This window comes from Paenarthrobacter sp. NPDC090517, from assembly GCF_044769165.1.
GTDB lineage: Bacteria > Actinomycetota > Actinomycetes > Actinomycetales > Micrococcaceae > Arthrobacter.
Genome location: NZ_JBIVXN010000002.1, coordinates 19430 through 37096, shown reverse-complemented (window position 1 = coordinate 37096; position 17667 = coordinate 19430). Strand labels below are relative to the sequence as shown.

Sequence of the window (17667 nt, the reverse complement as noted above, 5' to 3'; positions counted from 1 at the left end):
ACCAAGGCTTGGACAGGGGTTCCCTTGAAGCACGTGAGAGTATGAACGAATGAGCGATCTGAACAACATTCAGCCCACGGATGAGGCTTCGGACGACACCCCCGTGGAGGGAACCACGCTGGACGAGGGCCTTGAGAAGCCCGGGGCACAGCAACCTTTGGCGGAAGAGGTGGCGAAGGATGCCAAACCCAAGGGAGGTAACCTTCACGAACTCGTTGATGAGCCGGCCAAGGTCATGAGGATCGGCACCATGGTCCGGCAGCTCCTTGAAGAGGTGAAGGCCGCACCTTTGGACGACGCTGCACGCGGCCGCCTTGCGGAGATTCATGAGCGCTCCATTAAGGAACTCGAAGACGGGTTGGCTCCGGAACTTATTGAGGAGCTGGAACGAATCAGCTTGCCTTTCCCCGACGAGAAGGCGCCTTCCGATGCGGAGCTTCGCATTGCGCAGGCACAACTCGTTGGCTGGTTGGAGGGTTTGTTCCATGGCATCCAGGCCGCGATCGCCGCTCAACAGGCTGCCAAAGAGCACGCGGCCGCACAGATGCAGCTCCGTCAGCTCCCGCCGGGAACGGTGATTGCACCGGGCATCATCATTGGTGAAAACGGACAGCCCCAACGGGCGGCTGCCCCCGGTGCGCCCGGCGCTGCCGCGCAAGGCCGCAGGGAAGACCCCGACCACGGTCCGGGTCAGTACCTCTGAGTTCCCGGGTGGGTTTCTTTGGGGCCGTCAGGCAAGGGCGGAAGGACGATCTGGAGCTTGGCAAGGGGCTGTGGCGCCGTGCCCATGACCGTTTTCACCGGGGACTGGATCGATACCACCAGGTCCTTGAGGGCGTAGATGATGAGCAGCTCTACAACGAGCTCGTGCAAATAGCCAACGAGCTCGCCGAATTGTCGCCCCGGGTCAGGACCATCTGCGTTGAAGCACAGAAAAGGTCTCCCAGCGACGGCTTGGACGTCCCGGGAGGACTTGCCGGTGTGCACCGGGCTTTGTCCAAAGCAGGAAATTCCCTCGCTACCACGGCAGAGGCTGCGGCCATGTTGAGGTTGGCTGTCGGACCCGTCCCAGTGGGTGCTTTGTCGGTTCGGCGGCGGGCTGAGTCGGTCTTTGAACAGGTTGCTGACGCGGAGCGCCAACTCGCCGCCTGAACCCCGGTTGAACTAAATGCGGCGCGTTGGCAACTACCCGCGTACGCCTTTATTCCTTGCATGCAAGAAGTTAAGCGCATAGCTGATCTGCGTAACATTCGGCGCTTTTGGGGACCGTGTGCTGGCAGGATGGCAAACATGACTTCGTCACCAACACTTACTTTCAACGACGGCAACACCATCCCCCAGCTCGGCTACGGGGTGTGGCAAGTTGAAGACGATGTAGCCGAAAAGGTAGTCCGCCAGGCTTTCGAAGCCGGGTTCCGCCACATCGATACCGCCAAGATCTACGGCAACGAGGCAGGCGTCGGCCGTGCCATTGCTTCCTCCGGTCTCTCCGCCGAGGAAATCTTCATCACCACCAAACTGTGGAACGCCGACCAGGGCTACGAATCCACACTCACTGCCTTCGAGGAGTCCATGGACCGTCTAGGCCTCGAAACGCTGGACCTGTATTTGATCCACTGGCAGCAGCCCAAGCAGGAAAAGTACGTGGACACCTGGAAGGCCCTCATCGAGCTCAAGAAGCGCGGCCGGGTCAAGTCCATCGGCGTCTCCAACTTCACCAAGGAAGGCCTGCAGCACATCATCGATGAAACCGGCGTTGTTCCGGCCATCAACCAGGTTGAGCTGCACCCGTTCTTCAACCAGGCTGACCTTCGTGAGTTCAATGCTTCCAAGGGCATCCTGACGCAGGCATGGTCCCCGCTGGGCCAGGGTGGCGAACTCCTCGAAAGCGCTACCGTGGCTGAGATCGCCGCCAAGCATGATGCCACTCCGGCCCAGGTCATCATCGCCTGGCACCTGGCTATCGGCAACGTGGTAATCCCTAAGTCCGTCACTGAGTCCCGCATCCAAGAGAACTTCGCAGCTCTCAACGTCACGCTGGACGCCACCGACGTCGAGGCCATCAATGGCCTGGATCGCGGTGCTGAAGGCCGCATTGGACCGGACCCGGCAGTCTCCGACTTCGCCTAACCCCCCGAGCTTTATCGCGGTGCCCCGTCCCCCTGGGGGCGGGGCACCTGCCGTTAACGCTCGACGACGCCACTCGCCTCGGCGGCCAGGCTCCGGCCTGATGGCGCAGGAGCCGGAGAACTTGATCCCGCATTCCGGTTCCAAAAAATGGGGTCGCCCTAGGATGGGCCCATGGGGGAAATTGTAGGTCTTTTTGACGGGTCTGCATCCGGGCTTCCTGCACAACTGACAAGCAAGGCTGCGCTTTACGAGCCAGCCACGGAGAAAGAGGCGCCGGTCAAGCACCTTGCGGGATACTCGCCGTTTGTGGTGTTCTGCGAAAACAGCGGCGTTCCCGCAGGGGAGCTTGCTACCGACGTAGTCAAGCTGCTCGCCTTCCTGAGAGCCAACATCGATGACATCTTGGGCGACCCCAAGCTACGCGATGCGGCCACCATATTCGTGGGGAACGTCATTGTGTCAATGCGCCCGGAATCGCACTGGAGGGTCATGGCGGACGGATCCCGCGAAGTAGGGACCCGGGATATGCAGATCACAGTGGATCGCCTGTTTGACGGGTTGGCGGAAGTTGACGACGCCGTGGTGGCCGGACTGGTCACCCGTCTTGGGGAGTGGTCAACTGACGAGCCGGACGAATCTGCGCTTCCGGAATTGCGGCCCTTTCCTGTGGTCCAGGCCCATGAACCTTATGAGCGGCCGGAACTGCCATTGCCCGAGTATCACGAGGTTGACGGCCACGTGGTCCATTACGGGAATCGGTGGGGTGCGGATAGCCCTCCGGAGGACTCCTACAGCGTGGAGACTCATGTGGAACGCTTTGAAGGTCTCCACAAGGTAGCCCGGGCGCTGATCGACTATCTGACGAGAATTTACGACGTCGACGTCAGCTTGGATCCCGCCCACGCGATGGATGTCTCCACGAACACTGGCGAGGTGATCGACGTCGCGCGCGTGACACCGCGCGACCCGCTCGCGGCGCCATTGACCTTCGTCTGGACCAGTTTCCCGGGCGTAGTGGTCCGTGCGGGTGTGCTGCACGACTTTCCGTTTCCCATCTGCGGCTGTGACGCTTGCGATGAAACGGCTGAGAGTGAAGCGTCCCGCCTGGAGGAGCTGACCCTTGGCGTTGCAGCAGGCGGGTTTGGCGAACGCTACCCGGTAGGACGTGAACGGTGGGCTGAATACGCGCTCTTTGCTGCTGACGGATCCGGGCGCCGCAGCGGAAAGGGCCCCCGGGGATCCATACCGGAAAAACTCGCGGCCGCGGAGGAACAACTGAAAGCTGTCCAGGATGGCTGGCGGCCATGGCCGCCAAGGAAGACCCGGGGTGCCCGCGACTGACCTGATCCGCAACCGCCGTTGTGGTCTTCGCCGCGGGCTCACTGTGGTTCATCGGGATTCTCCCCGTGGGCTGAAAGGCAGCAAAAAAGCCCCGCTGGTTCGGCGAACCAGCGGGGCTTTCTCTCTGAGCTTCCTATCAGAATCGAACTGATGACCTTTTCATTACGAGTGAAACGCTCTACCGACTGAGCTAAGGAAGCACCGCGTTCATCACCGGTTTCCCGGGCGATCACGCAAGACATAACTGTAATAGAGGCACCGTACCCGGGTCAAAACGAGGGGCGGTGGCGGTCGTTGCGGGGATGTTCACCCACTCGTCGGACCGGGTTCAGGCGGTGGTTTCCCGGCAGCCGGAAGCTGGGGAATCAACTGTGGTGGGATCTATCCGCCATGCACACAAGCGAAGTCGAATAACAAGCCGAAGGAGCCGCTCCATGACAGGTGATGCAATGACCGGGGACGAATTGACCGGGGGCGCCAGCCATACACCGAACCGGCTGAAGCTCGCCGTTGTGGACATGGTGGGCACCACCATCACCGATGATGGCCGCACAGAACGGGCCATGTCCAAGGCACTTGTGGAGCACGGTATCGAACCAGGTACCAGCCGGTTCGAGAGCATGCTCGGCTATGCCCGGAACACCATGGGCTTCTCGAAAATGACAGTCTTCAGCCACCTCTTCGAGGATCCAGCTGTGGCCGAAAGCGCCAACAAAGTTTTCGAAAACACCTATGACGAGCTCATTGAAGACGGCGGTGTACGCGCCATTGCCGGGGCGGAAGACGCCATTCTGTGGATGCGTGAGTCCGGCATGCAGATTTGCCTGGCCACGGGATTCGGCCGCCACACACAAAACATGGTGCTGGAATCGCTCGGGTGGATGGGCCTGGCGGACCTTAGCCTCTGCCCTGCCGATGCCGGGCGTGGACGTCCCTACCCGGACATGATCCTGACTGCCGTGCTCGCCCTGGACCTCGATGACGTGAGGGAGGTGGCAGTGGTGGGCGATACCAGTTCGGACATGCTTTCGGGCGTGCGTTCCGGAGCATCCCTCGTGGCGGGCGTCCTCACCGGCTCCCACTCGGAGGCGACGCTACGCGCGGCCGGAGCTACCGTCGTCGTGGATTCCATCAAGCAGCTCCCGCTCCTGGTGGAGAAGCGGGAAGCCCGGCATCTCTAGCATTTGAGGCCGTCCTGCGGCAGCTTTCCATCTACGAAATAGTCGTCGACGGCGGTGCTGACGCACGAGTTCGCGCGGCCGTAGGCTGTGTGCCCCTCACCTTCCCACGTGACGAGCGAAGCGTTCTCAAGTTGCTTGCGCAGCGACTGGGACCACTCGAGCGGGGTGGCGGGATCGCCGGTGGTACCCACCACCACAATGGGCGCAGAACCGTTGTATTCCACGGGTGCCGGTGTGCGGGTGCTGGGGTAGGGCCAGTCCTTGCAGGTGACGCCTCCGTAGGCGAAGAACGCACCGAACGTGGGGGAGTCCTGCAAGAGACGGACTTCCTCGGCCCGCATACCGGCAGTGTCGGTAACCATCGGGTAGTCCAGACAGTTGATGGCCTGGAACGCGAAAGCGGAGTTGGAGCTGTATGTGCCGTTGGGTTCGCGGTCTGCACCGAGGTCCGCAAGCCGCATCATCTGCGAGACGTCACCGGAGAAGGCGCTCTCAAGGGCCTGGGTAAGGGCCGGCCAGCTTTGGTCGTTGTAGAGGGGCAGGATGAGGCCGTTGACGAAGTCGTTGGACGTCACCAGTCGGCCGTCCTTGGCGGTCTGGGGATTCTGGTCAACGGCGTTGATGAGGTCACGGATTTCCTGCACACCGTTGTCCACGGATCCGCTCAGGGGACACTGTTGTTGTCCCTGGCAGCTGGCCACATAAGTGCGGAGGGCCTTTTCGAAGGCGCGTGCCTGGCCGGCTGTTAGTTCCTCGTTGCTGATTGCTGGGTCCACGGCGCCGTCAAGGACCACGCGGCCAACGTTGTCCGGGAAGAGCGAAGCATAGGTGGATCCAAGGAACGTGCCGTAGGAGAAGCCCAAGTAGTTGAGCTTGGCATCGTTCGCGACGGCGCGCAGGATGTCCAGGTCCTTGGCGGCGCTCACGGTATCGATGTGGCCCAGGACGTCTCCGGTCTGCTGGGCGCACTGCTCAGCGAACGCTTTGTTGAAGGCGAGTGCGGCAGCCAGTCCTTCATCGGTGTTCTTGCGGAATACCTTTTCGCGGGCGGCATCACGTTCGGCGTCCGTCATGCAAGTAACAGGAGCGGAGCGGCCCACGCCCCGGGGATCAAAACCGACCACATCGTAGTTGGCCCGCAGCTTCTCGGTGAAGTGGGTGTTGCCGGCGTCCTTGATGAAATCGACGCCGGAGCCACCGGGTCCGCCGGGGTTCACCAGGATTGACCCCTGTTTGTTGCCGGTGCTGGGCAACTTGATGACGGAAAGCGTGATGTCCCCGGACCCCGGATTAGCGTAGTCCTTAGGCACCTGAACCTTGCCGCAGTGGTAGCCGTCCTCGCATGAACTCCACTCCACCGACTGCGAGTAAAACTTTTCCAAGCCTTCAGGAGCCGAGGCAGCGATTGAAGGATCCACTGTACTGGTGGATGGCTTGGCCGTTGGGGTTGGCAGGAACGGAATGGTGCAGGCGCTCAGTACCAGCATGGAAGCAAGGGCAACGCATAGTGCCGCAAACCCGCGGCGGGATCCTCGCCCTGAGAAACCCCGCCCTGCAGCGCCGCGCCCTGCGACACCCCGGCTTGCCGCATCACCACCCGCATCAAGCTGGGCAGACCGGTCCCTTGAAGGGGTACCGGCGGACCGGCGGGGTGCGGACTTCATGCATTCTCCTATTGCTGGATGAGGCTGGTGGCCATGGACTCGACCGCCAACAGCGGCGCCACGTTGGTGGTGGTGATTCGGACACGGGCTTTGTTGATGGCGTCCATCCGGGCCAGGGTGGTTTCCGGCGTTGAATGGCCCGCGTATTCTTCCAGTTCGCTCTTGAGTTCAACGTTGACCAGTTCCACTGCGTTCCCCAATTGGATGATGAGGACATCCCTGTAGAAGGACAGCAGATCCGTCAGCGTGCGGTCCAACGAGTCAGTAATGGAGCGCTTGGCGCGCCGCTTCTGGTCGTCCTCAAGTTGCTTGACCTGGCTACGCATGGAGGGCGGGAGCGTGCCGGATTCGGGAGCGCCCAGGCTCGCCAGGAGCGCGATCTTCTCCGCGGCGTCGCGTTCGTCGTTGGAGCTGTTGGCTTCTTCGGTGGCAATCTTGACCAACTTTTCGGCCATCATTACGGCAGCGGTGACGCCTCGCAGGCCAAGCGGGATACGAACGGTATCCAGCCGACGTTGCCGCGCATCGGGGTCCCGGGCCAAGCGCCGGGCAATTCCTATATGGCTTTGCGCTGCACGCGCCGCACGGTCCGCGAGTTGGCGTTCGACGCCGTCGCGCCTCACCAAAAGGTCAGCGACGTCGGAAGCTGGCGGCAGTCGCAGGCTCACGGGACGGCATCGCGAACGGATGGTGACCAGGACGTCGGCGGGGGAGGGCGCGCACAGCATCCAGATAGTCCTGGGGGTGGGTTCCTCGATGGCTTTCAGCAGAACGTTGGTGGTGCGCTCGGCCATGCGGTCAGCGTCCTCCACAACGATGATCCGCCACCGTCCGGTGGCTGGCCGGTCGCCTGCTTTGGACACGAGTTCGCGGGCTTCGTCGATGGTGATGGTGACCTTTTCGGTGCGCACGAACGTCACATCTGAGTGCGTCTCACCGAGGATCGTGTGGCATGCCGCGCAGTCGCCGCAGCCACGCATGGTGACGTCGTCCTGCTCGCAGTTCAACGCGGCGGCGAAGGCCTTGGCAGCGTTCGAACGGCCGGATCCCGGCGGGCCGGTGAACAGCCATGCATGGGTAAGTCCGGTCTCACCTTGCGCAGCCTGCTTGAGTTGGGCAACCACGGGTGCTTGCCCTTGGAGGTCGTCCCAGACGCTCACGGGCGGTCGCCCGAAATGGTTTCGCTTTCCAGCGACGCGGAATTAGCAGGCACGCCGTTGTCAACGAGCAGCGACTCCACCCGCTCCAAAATCCGGGCGGCCAACGTTTCAATGTCGGCATTGGCGGGCAGCACCAGATAACTGGACGGTGCAGCTGCTGCAAGGTCCAGGAACGCGTGCCGTATGGCGGAATGGAAGTCGTCAGGCTCAGACTCCAGCCTGTCCTCGGTGGCGTCCCCTGCGGTGCGGCGTTGGCGACCATCGGAGGGGTCGACGTCGAGCAGTACCGTCAGGTCCGGATGCAGGCCTTCGGTGGCCCATTCGTTGAGTGACAAAACGCCCTCGGCACCGAGGCCGCGGCCGGCACCCTGATAGGCGACGGACGAATCGATGTAGCGGTCCGTAATGACAACGGTTCCGTCGGCTAAGGCGGGACGAATCACCTGGCTGGCATGGGCCGCGCGGGCGGCTGCGAACATGAGGGCTTCGGTGCGGGGATCGATGGTGCCGTGCCCGTGGTCCAGGACCAGGGAACGCAGTTTCTCGCCGATGGGGGTGCCGCCTGGCTCGCGGGTGCGCAGCACGGAAAGGCCCCGTGACTCGAGGGCGTCCGAGAGCCGGGCTGCCTGCGTGGACTTGCCCGCTCCGTCTCCGCCTTCGAAGGCGATGAAAAGGCCTGGGCTCTTAATACTCACTGGACTAGCCTACCGATCACCGGCATACGAGACGCCTTTTATCCACAGCATTGCCCACGACTACGCTGAAACCATGAGCCTTTCCGATCAGCACGCCGCCGATTTGTCACCGGAAACCGTTGTCGTTGCGGCCGGTCGCCCCGACCGCGCTCACGACGAGCCGGTGAATCCTCCAATCGTCCTGTCCTCCACATACTTCGGAACGGGTTCATTGGGCGACGGCGACCGCGGCTACGGACGCTACGCGAACCCTACTTGGGACCCTTTCGAGGACGCGCTGGCCAAACTTGAAGGCGCCACCCTGCCGGGCCTGCTCTATGCCTCCGGCCTGGCAGCTGTCAGCTCCGCGTTGTCGCTGGTTCCCGCTGGCGGTGTGGTGGTGATGCCGTCGCACAGTTACGCAGGTTCCCTGGTGATGGCCACTGAATTGGCGGAGAAGGGTTTCCTTGAACTTCGCACCGTGGACATCACGGATACGGACGCGGTGAAGGCGCTCATCAGCCCTGAAAACGGCAAGAACGCGGACCTGCTCTGGCTGGAAAGTCCCACCAACCCGATGCTCGGCATCGCCGACGTCCGCGCGCTCACTGAGGCCGCACACGCAGTGGGCGCAATCGTGGTCACGGACAATACCTTCTCCACGCCCTTGGTGCAGCAGCCCCTCAGCCTGGGTTCCGACGTCGTGCTTCACTCAGTGACCAAGTACCTGGCCGGGCATTCGGACGTTGTCCTTGGCGCGTTGGTGACATCCAACCCGGAACTGCGCGCCACCCTGCTTCACCACCGGATCATCCACGGCGGTATCGCCGGCCCCTTTGAAGCCTGGCTGGCACTGCGCGGCCTCCGTACCTTGGCGCTGCGGATCGAACGTTCCCAAGCCTCTGCATCAACCCTCGCTGAACGCCTCAACAGCCACCCTCGCGTGGAAGCCATCCGGTTCCCCGGCCTCCCCACGGATCCGGGCCATCAACGCGCAAAGGAGCAGATGAAGGGTTTCGGTTCCATCCTCTGCATCCAAATCGCCGGCGACGAACAACGCAGCGGTGCCGATGCCGCAGACGAATTGGTCCGCGCATTACAGCTTTGGCTTCCGGCGACGTCCCTCGGTGGGGTCGAGTCGCTGATTGAACGCCGACGCCGGCACACGGCTGAGCCGCTCAGCGTTCCGGAGAATCTGGTCCGGTTGAGTGTCGGGATCGAGAACGTGGAAGACCTCTGGTCCGACCTTGAGCAAGCGCTGAAGTCGCTGGACGGTTAGGCTGGAGAGCGTGGACGGAAAATTCTTGATCGCGATTGTCACCAACGCGGTGTACTTCATCCTTGGCCTGGTTGCCCTTGCCTTGGAACTGTGGGCCTTCGCGGACTGCCTGCGCCATAAGCCGACGCTCTTCGTGGCGGCCTCCAAGCGCACCAAGACTTTTTGGCTTGCGCTCACTGGCGTGGCGCTGGCGATCGGCGTCCTGACCGTCCTCACCGGCGGCAGCGGCCTGGGGTTGTTCGGCATTGCTGCCGTCACCGCTGCTTGCGTCTACCTTGCCGATGTCCGTCCTGCCGTGCGTGAGGCCGGCAGTGGCGGCAACCGAAATGTCGGTCCATACGGTCCCTGGTAAAGGCGCTATTGGTAAATTGGCCTTAGCGGGGCGCTACGGCGTCCCACGCTACCGTCACTTCACCCAAGCGCCACCGGGCCGGACCATCTTGGAGCGGCCATCCGGCGTCGCGCAGTGAACGGCACATACCCGTCCAGCGCTGCCGGTTTCCGAACGACGCCAAGGGTGCCGCTTCCAGCCACGCCTTATCCATGGCCTGTAGGAACGCGTGGATCGGTTCGGCCGGCACATTCCTGTGGATCAGGGCTTTGGGCAGCCGCTCCGCCACCTCGGAAGGCAGCTCGAAACTGCCGAACCGCACGGAGAAACTCAGGCTCAAAGGACGTTCTTTATCCAACGCCACCCACGTGACGCGCCGGCCGATTTCATCACAAGTGCCATCAATGAACAGGCCGCCCGGTGCCAGCCGTGACTGCACCAACCGCCAAATCCCGGCGACGTCCGCTTCCTCATATTGCCGCAGCACGTTGAAGGCCCGCACCAACACCGGGTCACCGGGTACGGGGACTTCGAAGCCGCCTATATGGAAGCTCAGCCCGGGCCGCTCCAGAGACTTGGCAGTCCGTACGCGGTCCGGTTCAATCTCGACTCCGCAGACCCGGACATCCGGCCGCACGGCCTGCAGCCGTTCGAACAGCTCGACGGCGGTGGTCGGCGAGGCGCCATAGCCAAGGTCCACAACAAGGGGGTCGACGGCGGCGCGCAGCCGCCACGCTTGGGGTCCCGCCAACCAGCGGTCCAAGCGGCGCATGCGATTGGGATTCGTGGTGCCGCGAGTGATGTTGCCAACCGGCTTGCCGCCCCGACTTCGGGGAGAGCCCACCCGTTCCGCTTTTTGCACCACGGCCCCCACTTTATCCCTGCCTGCTTTGTCCCTGGCTGTATCTATCCACGGATTCGTTGCCGGACGTAACGCCGGGCAGGGCACGTAACTGCTCGGCTAGGATGAAAACCATGACTTACAAGCTGATTCTGCTGCGCCATGGCCACAGCGAATGGAACGCCAAGAACCTGTTCACCGGTTGGGTGGACGTTGACCTGAACGATCAAGGCCGCGAAGAAGCAGTGCGCGGTGGAGAGCTCCTGGTTGAGAACGAGATCCTCCCGGACGTCCTCTACACCTCGCTCCTGAAGCGTGCCATCAACACCGCCAACATGGCCTTGGACAAGGCCGACCGCGGCTGGATCCCCGTCAAGCGCGACTGGCGCCTGAACGAGCGCCATTACGGCGCCCTGCAGGGCAAGGACAAGGCCCAGACCCTTGCCGAATTCGGCGAAGAGCAGTTCATGGAGTGGCGCCGCAGCTACGACACCCCGCCGCCGCCCCTGTCCGACGACAGCGAATTCTCGCAGGCACATGACGTTCGCTACAAGGACCTCGGCGACGCACTGCCGCGCACCGAATGCCTCAAGGACGTCCTGGTCCGCCTGCTCCCTTACTGGGAATCGGACATCAAGGAAGACCTCAAGGCCGGCAAGACCGTCCTGGTCACCGCCCACGGCAACTCCCTGCGTGCCCTCGTGAAGCACTTGGACGGCATCAGCGACGACGCCATCGCCGGGTTGAACATCCCCACGGGCATCCCGCTGGTTTATGAACTGGATGAGGACTTCCAGCCCATCAACCCGGGTGGAACGTACCTGGACCCTGACGCAGCAGCACAGGCCATCCTCGCAGTGGCCAATCAGGGCAAAAAATAGGGCTTCGCGATTCTTCGCCGGATGCTCGGTCGTTCCTCCCTTAGACGCATTCCGGCCGAAGAACGCGCTGCGCCGCAGTTAAACGAAGGCGGCCGGTCACCTTAGGTGACCGGCCGCCGTCGTAGTTAATTCAGGGCTAGAAGCCTTCAGGCTGCCATTCGCCCGTCACCAGGTAGGTGACTTTACGGGCGACAGAGACGCCGTGGTCGGCGAAGCGCTCGAAGTAGCGGCTGGCCAACGCGACGTCCACAGTGGTGGAAGGAGTTTCATTCCACTCGGGGGAAGCGATGGCCTTGAAGACGCTGAGGTGGAGGTCGTCCACGGCGATGTTGATCTTGAGGATGTCGCGGGCTACCTCAAGATCGCGGGTCTCCAGCAGTTGGATGACCTTGGCGGTGATCTCGATGTCGTGCTGGGCCATGGCCTTGAAGGTCTGGGTCAGCGAAGCGGGGATCACGGTGGCCGGGTAGCGCAGGCGCGCCAGCTGGGCAACGTGGCGGGCCAGGTCTCCCATGCGCTCCAGCGACGCACTCATACGCAGCGATCCCACAATCATGCGGAGGTCGCTGGCGACAGGACCCTGCAGGGCAAGGATGTCGATGGCGCGCTCGTCGAGGCTGTTCTGCAGGAAGTCGATCCGGGCATCTGCCGCGATGACGTCCTGGGCAAGATCCACGTCGGCGCCTTCGAAGGACGTAGTAGCCTTCGTGATCGCTTCGTGAACCAGCTTGGAGATCTCGATGAGGTCGTCACCTACCTGGGTGAGCTCCTCCTGAAAAACCTTGCGCACTAAGGCGTCCTTTCCTTGGAAATCCTGTTCCCATGATGGGGGTCGGATTTCAAAACCATTGACAGTCCAACCAGTAACTGTGTCAGGGGCCAGTGAACTGTTCGGCTCCTTTAGATGAACGTTAGTTGAACCGTCGGCGTTTGGCGCCGGATCACTGCTTGCCCGTGTTTTCACAGCATAAGCTGGACACGTGGATCCATTGCTCATAGGTGTCGTCGCAGGTCTCGTAGGCCTGTCGTTGGGCGTCTTTGGCATGCTCGCGTTCAGGATCAGCGAGCGGCAACGCAGCATCGTGGACCTGGACGTAACTGAGCCCCTGCTTCCTGAGGGCGCGGCGGAAGTACTTGCCGTCGTCGGGCGCGCCTTTGTCGTGGTGGACGCCATCGACGGCGTAGTCCGTGCGAGTCCGGCAGCGTATGCGTATGGCCTGGTGCGTGGCCACACGGTAGTCCACAAGCAACTCCTGGACATGACCGCCAAGGTTCGCCGGGACGGTGTGATCCTGGAGGAACAGTACGAACTCCCGCGTGGTCCGCTGGGCAAAGGCACCATTGTGGTTCAGGTCCGGGCGGCCATGCTCGGTTGGGAATACATCGTGCTCCTGGCCGACGACCGCACTGAGATCACCCGCACCGAGGAGATCCGCAACGACTTCGTGGCCAACGTGTCCCACGAACTCAAGACACCCGTCGGCGCCATCTCGCTCCTGGCCGAGGCCTTGGAAGCGTCGCCTGATGACGAGGAAGCCGTGCGCAGGTTCGCCAAGCGTATGCACAAGGAGTCCGGCCGGCTGGCGGCCTTGGTCCAGGACATCATCGAACTTTCCCGCTTGCAGGGCGCCAACGTTGCCCAGCAAGGTCACGCGGTGGATATCAATACGGTGATCACCGAGGCCGTGGACCGCTCGCAGCTGCCGGCTGAGAGCAAGAATATCCAGATCGTGGTGGGCGGGCACTCTGAGTCGCTGGTTTTCGGCGACCGCGACCTCCTGGTGACGGCCCTCCGCAACCTGATCGACAACGCAATTCGCTATTCACCGGAAAACACGCGTGTAGGTGTCGGCATCCGAACCCGGGAGGGCGTCGTCGCCATCTCCGTCACGGACCAAGGTGAGGGACTGACCCCCGAGGACCAAGAGCGTGTGTTCGAGCGGTTCTATCGCGTCGACGCGGCACGATCCCGGCACACCGGTGGCACTGGCCTGGGGCTCAGCATCGTCAAGCACGTCGTGTCCAACCATGGTGGCGAGGTGACCGTGTGGTCCCAGCCGGGCCAAGGGTCCACCTTCACCATCCGCCTGCCTGAAATGGAAGGCCAGGACGACGACGCCGGCCTTCCGGCTTCCGCTGCGGCCGCCTCTTCCGAACATCCGGCGGCTACTGCCGCCGTCGAGCCTCATCACGCGATTCAACAACCCCATCACGTGAATCATCAAGGGGGCGCCAGTGGCGCCCAAGAGCAAGGAGCCAGCGCTTGAGCCGGATTTTGATAGTGGAGGACGAAGAGTCCTTCAGCGACCCCCTGTCCTATCTCCTGGGCAAAGAGGGTTTTGACGTCGAGGTAGTAGACAACGGCAGCGACGCCTTGGTGGAATTCGACCGGAACGGTGCCGACCTCGTCCTTTTGGACCTGCAATTGCCGGGAACACCGGGCACCGAAGTATGCCGACAACTTCGCCAGCGCTCCAGTGTTCCCGTCATCATGCTGACGGCCAAGGACTCGGAAATCGACAAGGTTGTTGGCTTGGAGTTGGGCGCGGATGACTATGTCACCAAGCCCTATTCTTCCCGGGAGCTCGTGGCCCGCGTCCGTGCGGTGCTGCGCCGGCAGGGTGAGCCGGAGGAACTTATTACGTCCACTGTGCAGGCCGGTCCTGTCCGCATGGACATCGAACGCCACGTGGTGAGCGTCAACGGTGAGCAGGTTTCGCTGCCGCTCAAGGAGTTCGAGCTGCTGGAGATGCTGCTCCGCAACTCAGGCCGGGTGTTGACGCGTGGTCAATTGATTGACCGTGTCTGGGGTTCGGACTATGTGGGGGACACCAAGACCCTCGATGTCCACGTGAAGCGGCTTCGCAGCAAGATCGAGCCCGATCCGTCAGCACCGCGTTACCTGGTGACAGTGCGCGGACTGGGTTACAAGTTCGAGCCGTAAAGGTCGGCAGACTCACGTAAGACAACAAGGAAGGGTCCCGCCGAGGCGGGACCCTTCCTTTTGCTGCAAGGTTGTTTGAGCGTGCCTAGTGGCCGGCGGCCGGAGCCTCCGACGACGTAGCCGTAGACGTCGACGTCGACGTCGGCGTTGCTGTCGGGGTCGGCGTGGTGGGCAGGTACTTGGCGTACTCGGGCAGTGTGCCGTCAAGCACCGGAACGTTGACGGTAGCTGAGTCGGAACCGCTGCGGACGGTGATCGGCACCAGACCACCGGGGATGACGCCCGCGGTGCTGAGGATCGCCGCATCGGCGGTGTCATTCAGGAACGTCTCCCCATTGGCCTTGACCGGGATTTCGGTCTGGGCGCCGTTGGCGCCACTCACGGTGAGGGTGGCGTCGGTGGCTGAGGTGTTGAAAACGGCGCCGATAACGCGGCCGGGCTCGTTCTCGCCCGAGGCAACAATCAGGATGTTGCGCAACTGCAGGGGACCGAGATCAGCTTTGATCCCGTCCGATGCCGAGTACTGGTGGGTAGTCTGCTGGGCGTTGACGAATCCGCAGCCGGTGACGGACAGAAGACCGACGCCGATTGCAGCCGCCGCAATTGCCAGCTTGCCGCGCTGGACAGGGTTCATCGCAGTATTGCGCACGACACCTACTCCTCAAGAGTCATTGGAACACTTTTCAGCCATAGCCTATCGGCAAACCCCCGGAAATATGGATTCGGGAAGGCTATGTGGCGCCGTTAACGTAGGAGAACTTGCTCGCACGTTCCTTGCTCGAAGCATCTTTACCGGAATACGTCAAGACCTTGGAGGAAGTCGTTTAAGGCCTCATTCCCTTTATTGGCGCGGCAGAAGGCCCTGTCCGATGCCAGTCGTATGCCTTAATCGTGATAGACTAATCTGCGGGAAAGGGGAAAGTCCACATGGTTTTTGAGGTCGGCGAGACAGTAGTTTACCCTCACCACGGTGCAGCAAAAATTGAGGAAATCAAGATGCGCACCATCAAGGGCGAAGAGAAGATGTATCTCAAGCTCAAGGTGGCTCAGGGTGATCTGACCATTGAAGTTCCAGCAGAGAATGTTGACCTTGTTGGGGTCCGGGACGTAGTGGGCAAAGAAGGTTTGGAGCACGTGTTTGACGTTCTCCGCGCCGAGTTCACTGAAGAGCCTACCAACTGGTCACGTCGTTACAAGGCGAACCTGGAGAAGCTTGCTTCAGGCGATGTCATCAAGGTGGCAGAGGTCGTTCGCGATCTTTGGCGTCGTGATCACGATCGCGGCCTTTCCGCAGGTGAGAAGCGGATGCTGGCCAAGGCGCGGCAGATTCTGATTTCAGAACTGGCCCTGGCTGAGAAGACAGACGAAGAGAAGGCTGCAAGCGTTCTCGACGAGGTCTTGGCTTCCTAAGAATTGAGCCCGGTGGTGCGAAAGCGCCGCCGGGTTTCTTTTTGCCTAAATACAGCCGGACGTGCTTGGTCATCAAGTATCTTCAAGTACTTTCCAAGTAACCTTGGGCGCATGAGTATTCCTTCCAAGCGCGCCGTCACGGCCGTGATCGTGGTTGCTGCCGGCTCCGGTGAACGACTCGGCTACGGCATGCCCAAAGCCCAGGTTCCGCTGGGTGGTGAAACCATTCTGATGCATGCCCTCCGTGGGGTGGTTGCCTCTGATGTTGCGCGCCAGATTTGCGTCGCCGTACCCAAGGGGGACACGGCCCTGCGTGAGTCGATTTCCGAGTTCACCATTGACCTGGTGGACGGCGGCCCCGAAATTTCAGTTGTCGACGGCGGTTCCTCCCGCGCGGATTCCGTCCGAGCCGCCATGGCTGCTTTGGAGGACGGAACCGAACTGGTCCTGGTCCACGACGCCGCACGTGCCCTTACCCCCGAGCGGGTTTTCCAGCGCGTCGCCGATGCCCTGGCTTCAGGCGCGAAGGCCGTCATTCCCACCATGCCTGTGGTGGACACCATCAAGACCGTCGCCGAAACGAACGGCTCGGACTCCTCCATCGCCCCGGAAGTTGTCACGGGAACAGCCCCTCGGGAGCAGCTGCGCGCCGTGCAGACTCCGCAAGGTTTCGAACTGGCCGTGCTGCGAAAAGCACACAAAGCCGCTGAACTTTTCGACGACAAGCAGTCCGCAGCTGTCACCGACGACGCCATGCTGGTTGAGCTCCTCGGCGTTCCGGTCCACGCTGTTCGCGGGGCCAGCCAGTCGCTGAAGATCACCACGCCCTTGGATCTCATCATTGCCGAGGGATTGCTGGAAGGGCCGCTGGGAATTCGTTGGGTGGAAGGCTGATGACTCCTAACCAGAACATGGTGCTTCCCCGCACGGGCGTTGGTATCGATGTCCACGCATTTGCGGCAGAAGATGACCCGCAACCGCTGTGGTTGGGCGGGCTTTTCTGGGAAGGCGAACAGGGGCTTTCAGGGCATTCCGACGGCGATTGCGTTGCTCACGCCGCTGCCGACGCACTCTTTTCCGCGTGCGGCATTGGTGACCTGGGCACCCACTTCGGCACTGACCGCCCCGAGTTCGCAGGTGCCTCAGGGGTCAAGCTCCTTGGCGAAGCGGCACGCATTGTGCGCGCGGCCGGATTCGAGATCGGCAACGTGGCAGTGCAGTTCGTGGCCAACCGTCCCAAATTCGGTCCGCGCCGGGAAGAGTCCCAGAGGGTCCTGAGCGAAGCTGCCGGCGCGCCGATCAGTGTCACGGCAACCACAAGCGACGGCCTCGGCTTCACCGGTCGCGGCGAAGGTATCTCCGCTGTTGCCACGGCCCTGGTGTACCCGGTCTCCGGACACGAGACGACGGCAACGGAGCCCGGTCCCGCAAAAGGTGCGCCACATGGTTAAGCCACGTGCCGGCGTCGTGCGTTCCGCTATGGTGTCCGCAGGCTTGGCTGCATCGCTCCTGCTGAGCGGCTGCAGCGGGACCCAAACGATGGACGTGACAGCCAGCTGCGAGTTCCTGAACAACGACACGTTCAAGCCCGACGGCAATCAGCAGCAGCAGTCCAAGCAAATCGCAGAGCACTATCACCAGATCGCAGGCAAACTCGCTCCGGAGATCGGCAACCCCATCAAAGAGATGGCTGCGATCATGGACGACGCGGCGTCGTCGTCCCTCGGCGCGGCCACCCAGGACCAGCAGGAGAAGCTCAAGGTGCAGTTCAACAAGATCGGCGAATACTGCAAGTAGGCAGGTCATGCCGCGTCATCGGCTAATCTGGAGC

General features: G+C 62.2%; 20 protein-coding genes and 1 tRNA gene. 14 read left to right on the top strand and 7 right to left on the bottom strand.

The features are described from left to right. The first annotated feature begins 49 nt into the window (after nucleotides 1-49). From ACIQTW_RS09065 to ACIQTW_RS09050, 4 genes are all read left to right on the top strand, one after another. On the top strand, nucleotides 50-703 hold the full coding sequence (locus ACIQTW_RS09065) for a bacterial proteasome activator family protein (RefSeq protein ID WP_402936337.1): 654 nt from the start codon (nucleotides 50-52) through the stop codon (nucleotides 701-703). Between the two features lie 8 nt (nucleotides 704-711). Continuing rightward, a complete protein-coding gene (locus tag ACIQTW_RS09060) occupies nucleotides 712-1152 on the top strand; it encodes a hypothetical protein (RefSeq protein WP_402936335.1) in 441 nt (146 codons plus the stop codon). Nucleotides 1153-1290: 138 nt separating this feature from the next. Beyond that, entirely contained in the window at nucleotides 1291-2130 is an 840-nt protein-coding gene (locus ACIQTW_RS09055; protein ID WP_402936333.1) for an aldo/keto reductase, read from the top strand. Between the two features lie 171 nt (nucleotides 2131-2301). Next, complete coding sequence (locus ACIQTW_RS09050) at nucleotides 2302-3471, top strand: DUF6226 family protein (RefSeq protein WP_402936331.1); 1170 nt, start codon at nucleotides 2302-2304, stop codon at nucleotides 3469-3471. Between the two features lie 127 nt (nucleotides 3472-3598). Here the strand turns inward: ACIQTW_RS09050 and ACIQTW_RS09045 are convergent. Then, nucleotides 3599-3671, bottom strand: a tRNA-Thr gene (locus ACIQTW_RS09045). A 249-nt stretch (nucleotides 3672-3920) separates the two neighbouring features. On the opposite strand from ACIQTW_RS09045, the gene ACIQTW_RS09040 reads away from it, so the two are divergent. Further along, on the top strand, nucleotides 3921-4652 hold the full coding sequence (locus ACIQTW_RS09040; RefSeq protein ID WP_402936958.1) for an HAD family hydrolase: 732 nt from the start codon (nucleotides 3921-3923) through the stop codon (nucleotides 4650-4652). Here ACIQTW_RS09040 and ACIQTW_RS09035 read toward each other — a convergent pair. Genes ACIQTW_RS09035 through tmk form a run of 3 tightly spaced genes read right to left on the bottom strand, consistent with a single transcriptional unit; the run spans nucleotide 4649 to nucleotide 8171 of the window. Further along, nucleotides 4649-6316 carry an alpha/beta hydrolase gene (locus ACIQTW_RS09035; RefSeq protein WP_402936329.1) on the bottom strand — a complete coding sequence of 556 codons (1668 nt, stop codon included), beginning with the start codon at nucleotides 6314-6316 and terminating at the stop codon, nucleotides 4649-4651. The two genes, ACIQTW_RS09040 and ACIQTW_RS09035, sit on opposite strands and share 4 nt — an antisense overlap. Nucleotides 6317-6324: 8 nt before the next feature. Then, the gene (locus ACIQTW_RS09030) at nucleotides 6325-7476 is read right to left on the bottom strand and encodes a DNA polymerase III subunit delta' (protein WP_402936327.1); all 1152 of its coding nucleotides are present in this window, start codon (nucleotides 7474-7476) and stop codon (nucleotides 6325-6327) included. Then, on the bottom strand, nucleotides 7473-8171 hold the full coding sequence (tmk, locus tag ACIQTW_RS09025; RefSeq protein WP_402936325.1) for a dTMP kinase: 699 nt from the start codon (nucleotides 8169-8171) through the stop codon (nucleotides 7473-7475). Before tmk ends, ACIQTW_RS09030 begins: the two co-directional genes overlap by 4 nt. Before the next feature lie 73 nt (nucleotides 8172-8244). Here tmk and ACIQTW_RS09020 point away from each other — a divergent pair, with 73 nt between their 5' ends. Together ACIQTW_RS09020 and ACIQTW_RS09015 are read left to right on the top strand one after the other, a co-directional pair. Then, nucleotides 8245-9429 carry a trans-sulfuration enzyme family protein gene (locus tag ACIQTW_RS09020; RefSeq protein ID WP_402936323.1) on the top strand — a complete coding sequence of 395 codons (1185 nt, stop codon included), beginning with the start codon at nucleotides 8245-8247 and terminating at the stop codon, nucleotides 9427-9429. Nucleotides 9430-9439: 10 nt separating this feature from the next. Then, complete coding sequence (locus ACIQTW_RS09015; RefSeq protein WP_402936321.1) at nucleotides 9440-9781, top strand: DUF2516 family protein; 342 nt, start codon at nucleotides 9440-9442, stop codon at nucleotides 9779-9781. Between the two features lie 22 nt (nucleotides 9782-9803). On the opposite strand, the gene ACIQTW_RS09010 is transcribed toward ACIQTW_RS09015, so the two are convergent. Beyond that, nucleotides 9804-10625: a class I SAM-dependent methyltransferase gene (locus ACIQTW_RS09010; protein ID WP_402936319.1), complete on the bottom strand. Its 822-nt coding sequence runs from the start codon at nucleotides 10623-10625 to the stop codon at nucleotides 9804-9806. Between the two features lie 110 nt (nucleotides 10626-10735). Between ACIQTW_RS09010 and ACIQTW_RS09005 the strand changes: the two genes are divergently transcribed. Beyond that, nucleotides 10736-11482, top strand: coding sequence for a phosphoglyceromutase (locus tag ACIQTW_RS09005; RefSeq protein ID WP_043469799.1), 747 nt, complete (start codon nucleotides 10736-10738; stop codon nucleotides 11480-11482). Nucleotides 11483-11618: 136 nt separating this feature from the next. Here ACIQTW_RS09005 and phoU read toward each other — a convergent pair whose 3' ends face one another. Beyond that, nucleotides 11619-12272 (bottom strand): phosphate signaling complex protein PhoU, encoded by a 654-nt coding sequence (gene phoU / locus ACIQTW_RS09000; protein WP_402936317.1) that lies wholly within the window; start codon nucleotides 12270-12272, stop codon nucleotides 11619-11621. A gap of 199 nt (nucleotides 12273-12471) precedes the next feature. On the opposite strand from phoU, the gene ACIQTW_RS08995 reads away from it, so the two are divergent. Beyond that, nucleotides 12472-13749, top strand: a complete 1278-nt coding sequence (locus tag ACIQTW_RS08995) for a sensor histidine kinase (RefSeq protein ID WP_402936957.1) — start codon at nucleotides 12472-12474, stop codon at nucleotides 13747-13749. Continuing rightward, entirely contained in the window at nucleotides 13746-14426 is a 681-nt protein-coding gene (locus tag ACIQTW_RS08990) for a response regulator transcription factor (RefSeq protein ID WP_020608526.1), read from the top strand. Before ACIQTW_RS08995 ends, ACIQTW_RS08990 begins: the two co-directional genes overlap by 4 nt. An 85-nt stretch (nucleotides 14427-14511) precedes the next feature. Here the strand turns inward: ACIQTW_RS08990 and ACIQTW_RS08985 are convergent, their stop codons facing one another. Continuing rightward, nucleotides 14512-15060: a hypothetical protein gene (locus ACIQTW_RS08985; protein WP_402936956.1), complete on the bottom strand. Its 549-nt coding sequence runs from the start codon at nucleotides 15058-15060 to the stop codon at nucleotides 14512-14514. 293 nt (nucleotides 15061-15353) lie between these two features. Here ACIQTW_RS08985 and ACIQTW_RS08980 point away from each other — a divergent pair, with 293 nt between their 5' ends. The 4 genes from ACIQTW_RS08980 to ACIQTW_RS08965 all read left to right on the top strand — a co-directional run bounded on the left by ACIQTW_RS08980 (nucleotide 15354) and on the right by ACIQTW_RS08965 (nucleotide 17633). Continuing rightward, nucleotides 15354-15836, top strand: coding sequence for a CarD family transcriptional regulator (locus ACIQTW_RS08980; protein WP_011690592.1), 483 nt, complete (start codon nucleotides 15354-15356; stop codon nucleotides 15834-15836). A 111-nt stretch (nucleotides 15837-15947) separates the two neighbouring features. Beyond that, nucleotides 15948-16730 carry a 2-C-methyl-D-erythritol 4-phosphate cytidylyltransferase gene (gene ispD / locus ACIQTW_RS08975; RefSeq protein ID WP_402936314.1) on the top strand — a complete coding sequence of 261 codons (783 nt, stop codon included), beginning with the start codon at nucleotides 15948-15950 and terminating at the stop codon, nucleotides 16728-16730. Continuing rightward, entirely contained in the window at nucleotides 16730-17287 is a 558-nt protein-coding gene (gene ispF, locus ACIQTW_RS08970; RefSeq protein ID WP_091465487.1) for a 2-C-methyl-D-erythritol 2,4-cyclodiphosphate synthase, read from the top strand. Before ispD ends, ispF begins: the two co-directional genes overlap by 1 nt. Next, nucleotides 17280-17633 (top strand): hypothetical protein, encoded by a 354-nt coding sequence (locus ACIQTW_RS08965; protein WP_402936311.1) that lies wholly within the window; start codon nucleotides 17280-17282, stop codon nucleotides 17631-17633. Before ispF ends, ACIQTW_RS08965 begins: the two co-directional genes overlap by 8 nt. Nucleotides 17634-17667 lie beyond the last annotated feature (34 nt).